At 53.7% G+C, this 5341-nt stretch carries 4 protein-coding genes and 1 tRNA gene; 1 reads left to right on the forward strand and 4 read right to left on the reverse strand.

Annotated elements, in window-relative coordinates; all coding sequences use genetic code 11:
* Window positions 1–49: 49 nt before the first annotated feature.
* The 4 genes from Q0510_RS02515 to Q0510_RS02530 form a co-directional block, all read right to left on the reverse strand.
* On the reverse strand, window positions 50–640 hold the full coding sequence (locus tag Q0510_RS02515; RefSeq protein ID WP_298707929.1) for a chorismate-binding protein: 591 nt from the start codon (window positions 638–640) through the stop codon (window positions 50–52).
* 99 nt (window positions 641–739) lie between these two features.
* Window positions 740–1267, reverse strand: coding sequence for a hypothetical protein (locus Q0510_RS02520; protein WP_298707930.1), 528 nt, complete (start codon window positions 1265–1267; stop codon window positions 740–742).
* Window positions 1268–1364: 97 nt separating this feature from the next.
* Window positions 1365–2627: an adenylosuccinate synthase gene (locus Q0510_RS02525; RefSeq protein ID WP_298707932.1), complete on the reverse strand. Its 1263-nt coding sequence runs from the start codon at window positions 2625–2627 to the stop codon at window positions 1365–1367.
* A 73-nt stretch (window positions 2628–2700) separates the two neighbouring features.
* The gene (locus tag Q0510_RS02530; RefSeq protein ID WP_298707934.1) at window positions 2701–4941 is read right to left on the reverse strand and encodes a RelA/SpoT family protein; all 2241 of its coding nucleotides are present in this window, start codon (window positions 4939–4941) and stop codon (window positions 2701–2703) included.
* A 189-nt stretch (window positions 4942–5130) separates the two neighbouring features.
* Between Q0510_RS02530 and Q0510_RS02535 the strand changes: the two genes are divergently transcribed.
* Window positions 5131–5212, forward strand: a tRNA-Leu gene (locus Q0510_RS02535).
* The last annotated feature ends 129 nt before the right edge of the window (window positions 5213–5341 follow it).

The raw sequence follows: 5341 nt of genomic DNA on the forward strand, positions 1-5341 counted from the left end.
AAGGCACTCAGCACCACGGACCCGGTCCTCGACCTGTGATCCGGCCCTGTCACGCGAGCGGATCGGCCGCCATCGCCTCGAGCGCGGCGAAGGGCGCGGGGCTCAGGGCGTTAAGGCGGAGGAATACGGACGCGGGGTCCTGCAGGCGGGCGTGGGCGTATTGCTCGCGGCAGAAGTTCACCTCGTAGCAATCTCCTTTGCGGATATGCTCCTGCAGGGCGCGGACGGCCTCCAGGTAGTCGGCCCGCTGAAGCCTGGCCTGGGATACCAGGGGCAGCGGCGGCGCGGTGGGTATCGCCGGCTGCGACAGCAGTTCGGCATGGATGGCCTGTGCTTCCTGTTCACTGAGGCCTTCGCCCGAGATATCGAGCGTGGTGGCGGTGAGGCGGAGGAGGTAACGGGGGCGGAAAAAAGACAGGTCGGGGAACCCGATGCCATCCGGGTGCTGGCTGCTGAGCTTTTCCGTTTCGTTTTTGAGGTCGTAGGAAAGGTGGCCGAAGAGCCATCCGGGCTTGTCGTCGTGGAAGCGGCGCAGTTTACCGAAGGCGTTCCCGGCGGGGGACTCCAGGGTTTCGACAGCATCTGCGGCGAGGATGGCTTCAGCGCGGGAGCCGGCCAGGCTGTAATTGTTACTATCCAAAAAACAACAAATGTTGAACCGGTTGCCCCAGCTCAACATTTGCAGTTTCGTTGCGCTTATATCTTTAACAGGAAAACTGTATGATAGCACGTTTACAAATTAGAAATCATCATCGTCGTCGTCGAAGCGATCGTTAAACAGATCCATGTCCTTGAATTCATCATCCAGCCCGAGGTCGTCGTCGTCATCGGAGCTTTTTTTGGAAGGGCGGCCGCGCTTGTTTTTAGGCTTCGGCATGTCGAATTCCTCGAAATCAGGATCGTAGTCCTCGTCTTCACCTTTTTCCCATGCATCATCGTCGTCGTCAGCATCATCGTCGTCCTCCTCATCGTCATCATCATCGCTTTTCTTACGGGTGCCGGCTTTGGCGGGGCGGCCTCTCTTCGGGGCTTCGTCCTCGTCATCGTCGTCATCATCGTCATCATCGTCGTCTTTCTTCGATTTTGCCGCAAGCTTATCTGATTTTTTAGATGCAGCAGACTTAAGGGGAGATTCCTCCTCATCCTCATCTTCATCCTCGTCTACTTCCTTCTTAGGCCTGGCGCTGGCTTTCTTTTCAGAGGCTTTGTCAGTCTTAGGCGAAGTAGTCTTTTTAGTCTCTTTCTCTTTATCAGATTTTGATTTCATAATGGTACGTTACAATTAGATTCTAAGGGTAAAGTTTTAACAGTTTTTTTGTTTCGCCAAATTTTTTTTTGACTGTTTTTTTCGTAGCTTTTTGTCTTTATTTTTCGAGAATCTGATCTCTACCCGGCCCGTTGGAAACGTACTGTACAGGCACTTTCAGGTAGTCTTCCACAAAAGATAAGAAATTTTTCATTTCCAAAGGTAATGCGTCGTATTGTTCACTTTTTGCAGTGGGCTCCGACCATCCGGGGAAGCTCTCCAGCACGGGCTCGATTTTGGCCCCGCAGATGTTGAACGGCATTTCGCGGGTGGTCTGACCGTCAATGCTATACGCGGTGCAGGCGTGAACGGTATCGAACCCGTCCAGCACGTCGGATTTGGTCATTACCAGCTGGGTAACGCCGCTGAGCATGCAGGTGTAGTCCAGGGCTACCAGGTCGATCCAGCCGCAACGGCGGGGGCGGCCGGTAGTGGCGCCAAATTCATGGCCTGCCTGGCGCAGCTGTTCGCCGGTTTCATTTTCCAGCTCGGTCGGGAAGGGACCGCCACCCACACGGGTGCAGTACGCCTTGGTTACCCCAATCACTTCAGTGATCCATTTGGGAGCGATACCCAGGCCGGTGCAAACGCCTGCGGAGATGGTGTTGGAGGAAGTCACGAACGGATAGGTGCCGAAATCCACGTCGAGCATGCTGCCCTGTGCGCCTTCGGCCAATACTTTCTTACCATCTTTCAGGTAGCCGTTCAGCCAGTATTCCCCGTTTACGATATTCATTTTCGAGAGGAATTCCACCGCTTCCCAGAATTCATTTTCCCATTCCGCGATGTCTTCATCGAAATTATAATTGGCAAGTAATTGCAGATGTTTGGCCTTCAGCTTCTCGTACTGCTGGCGGAAATCGCTGCGGAGCACATCGCCCACGCGGAGACCGTTACGCCCCGTTTTATCCATGTAAGCCGGCCCGATCCCTTTCAGGGTAGAACCGATCTTCTCCTGGCCTTTCGACAGCTCGGAAGCCTTGTCGAGCGCCCGGTGGGTAGGCACGATGATATGCGTTTTTTCCGCAATAAAAAGGTTTTTAGACAGATCTATGCCCAAATCCGCCACTTTCTGGCATTCCTTACGGAAAGTCACCGGGTCGAGCACCACCCCGTTACCGATCAGGTTGAGGGTATTACCGTGAAAAACGCCGGAGGGGATCGTATGCAGCACCACTTTCTGGCCGTTTACATACAAAGTATGGCCCGCGTTCGGGCCGCCCTGGAAGCGTGCGATGATATCATATTTACCGGCAAAGTAATCTACGATCTTGCCTTTGCCTTCATCGCCCCATTGCAGCCCCAGCAGAACATCTACCATTGTTGAAAAGTTAATTATGGTTTAAAGAAGTGGCAAAAATAAGGCGATTGTGTGAAAATCGGGAGAAATAAAATTAATCTTCCAGCCGGTTGATGCTTTGGATGCCATCCAGCCCCTTCAGGCGGTTCACCAGCTCCTCCAGTTCGTCCTTATCATGTACGAAAACCTTGATCAGCCCTTCAAACAACCCTTCCTTCGACTCGATCGTAAGCCCCGCGATATTGATCTTCAGCTCGCCGGAGATGATATTGGTGATCTTGTGGATCACGCCCACATCGTCCATCCCCACGATCTTCAACCCCGTCAGGAACGAAATCTCCCGGTTTTTCACCCATTTCGTCTTCACCACCCGGTGGCCGTAGTTGGCCAGCAGCTGGGCGGCATTGGGACAATTGGTCCGGTGGATCTTCAACCCTTCGCTGGCCGTTACGAAGCCAAACACGTCGTCGCCCGGGATAGGACGGCAACAGTTGGCCAGTTTATAGGCAATCTTGTCGGAGCTTTCCCCGAAAATGATCAGCTCGGCGTCTTTCTTGTTCGACTCCTTCACCTTGTGGTGCTCCTCGACCGGAGCCGGTTCCGCCGGCTTGACGGGCTTGGGCGGCTCCAGCTTGTCGCCCAGCACATTGAACTGCTTCAGCTCCCGCAGGTCGATGTTCTTCACCGCGATCTGGTAGTACAAGTCCAGCGGCGAAGGTTGTTTGTAGAACTGCACCAGTTCGTTGATATTGTACTGGCTGGGGCTTGCTTTCATGTGATCCAGCTTGCGGTACAGCACTTCTTTCCCGTCCATGGCCACTTTCCGCTTTTCTTCCTTCAGCGCGTCCTTGATCTTGCTTTTGGCTTTGGCCGTGAGCACGATATTGAGCCAATCTTCCGAAGGCTTCTGCTTGTTGGACGTGATGATTTCCACCTGGTCGCCGCTGCGGAGCTTATGGCTGAGGGGCACCAGTTTGTAGTTCACCTTCGCGCCGATGCACTTGTTGCCCACGGCGGAGTGGATGGAATACGCGAAATCGAGGGCCGTGGAATTGGCCGGTAATATTTTGAGGTCCCCTTTGGGGGTGTAGACGTAGATTTCCTCCGTGAAGAGGTTGCTTTTGAAATCGGCCAGGAAGTCGAGGGTATTGGTATCCGGGCTGTTCAGGATTTCCCGGATCTGGCTGAACCACTGCTCGAACTTGGACTCCTGGACGTTGGAGTTGCCTTCCTTGTAGCGCCAGTGGGCGGCTACGCCTTTTTCGGCGTAGTCGTTCATGCGCTTGGAGCGGATCTGCACCTCCACCCACTTCCCGTTAGGGCCCATTACCGTTACGTGCAGGGCTTCGTAGCCGTTGCCTTTCGGGTTGGAGAGCCAATCGCGGGTGCGTTCGGGGCTGGGGTGGTAGAAGTCGGTGATGATGGAATAGACCTTCCAGCAGTCGGCTTTTTCCTTATCCGCAGCGGAGTCCAGGATGATGCGGATGGCGAAGAGGTCGTATACTTCTTCGAACTGGACGCCTTTGGTTTTGATCTTGTTCCAGATGGAATGGATTGATTTGGGGCGGCCGTAGATTTCGAAGTTGAAGCCCTCTTCCTGGAGCACTTCCTTGATCGGCTTGATGAATTCGTTGATATAGCGGGTGCGTTCGCGCTTGGTTTCCTTCAGGCGGCGGGCGATCTCGCGGTAGTTGTCCTGCTCGGTGTACTTCATGGCGAGGTCTTCGAGCTCGGACTTGATATTATACAACCCGAGGCGGTGAGCCAGGGGGGCGTAAATAAACACCGTTTCGGAGGCGATCTTGAGTTGTTTCTCACGGGCCATGGAGTCGAGGGTGCGCATATTGTGCAGCCTGTCGGCCAGTTTGATGAGGATAACCCGGGGATCGTCGGCCAGGGTGAGGAGGATTTTCTTGAAATTCTCCGCCTGCATGGTGCTGGTATTGGAATCGATGACGGTCGATATTTTGGTGAGGCCGTCTACGATATGGGCGATTTCGCTGCCGAACTCGCGCTCCACGTCTTCGAGGGTTACTTCGGTATCTTCCACGGTATCGTGCAGGAGGGCGCAGATGGCGGAGCGTACGCCGAGGCCTATTTCTTCCACGGTGATCTGCGCTACGGCAAGGGGGTGGAGGATGTAGGGCTCGCCGGATTTACGGCGCATATCCCGGTGCGCGTCGGCCGCCATTTCAAAGGCGGTGCGAACCAGCTCCCGGTCCCCTTTCTTGAGGCGGGGCTTCAGGGCACGTAAAAGAGCGCGGTAATGGCGGACGATCTCCTTTTTCTCCTGTTCTTCGTCGAGATTGTATTTTTGAACGGTCACTGTATCCATGCTGAGATCAAAAATACAAAAAGAGGACCAGACGGGGGAATCCTGCCATTGCGGCAGCCGGCATCAAACCTTATTCCTTTTATCAATACAAGTAATTGATTATCAATTATATTATCCTATCCACCCACATTCCGATATCCATAATTTTTATAATTCCTAAAAAAGAATACCTTTGCTGCCTCGGAAAAAGCGGATGTGGTGAAATTGGTAGACACGCCAGACTTAGGATCTGGTGCCGCGAGGCATGTAGGTTCGAGTCCTATCATCCGCACTGGAAAAACGGGAATGCTCTTAGAGTGTTCCCGTTTTGTTTTAATCGTATTGATGCGGCGGCAATTTGATCCTGACACGCCAGACTTAGGATCTGGTGCCGCGAGGCATGTAGGTTCGAGTCCTATCA

This window comes from uncultured Chitinophaga sp. (genome assembly GCF_937874145.1).
Taxonomy (GTDB): Bacteria; Bacteroidota; Bacteroidia; order Chitinophagales; family Chitinophagaceae; genus Chitinophaga.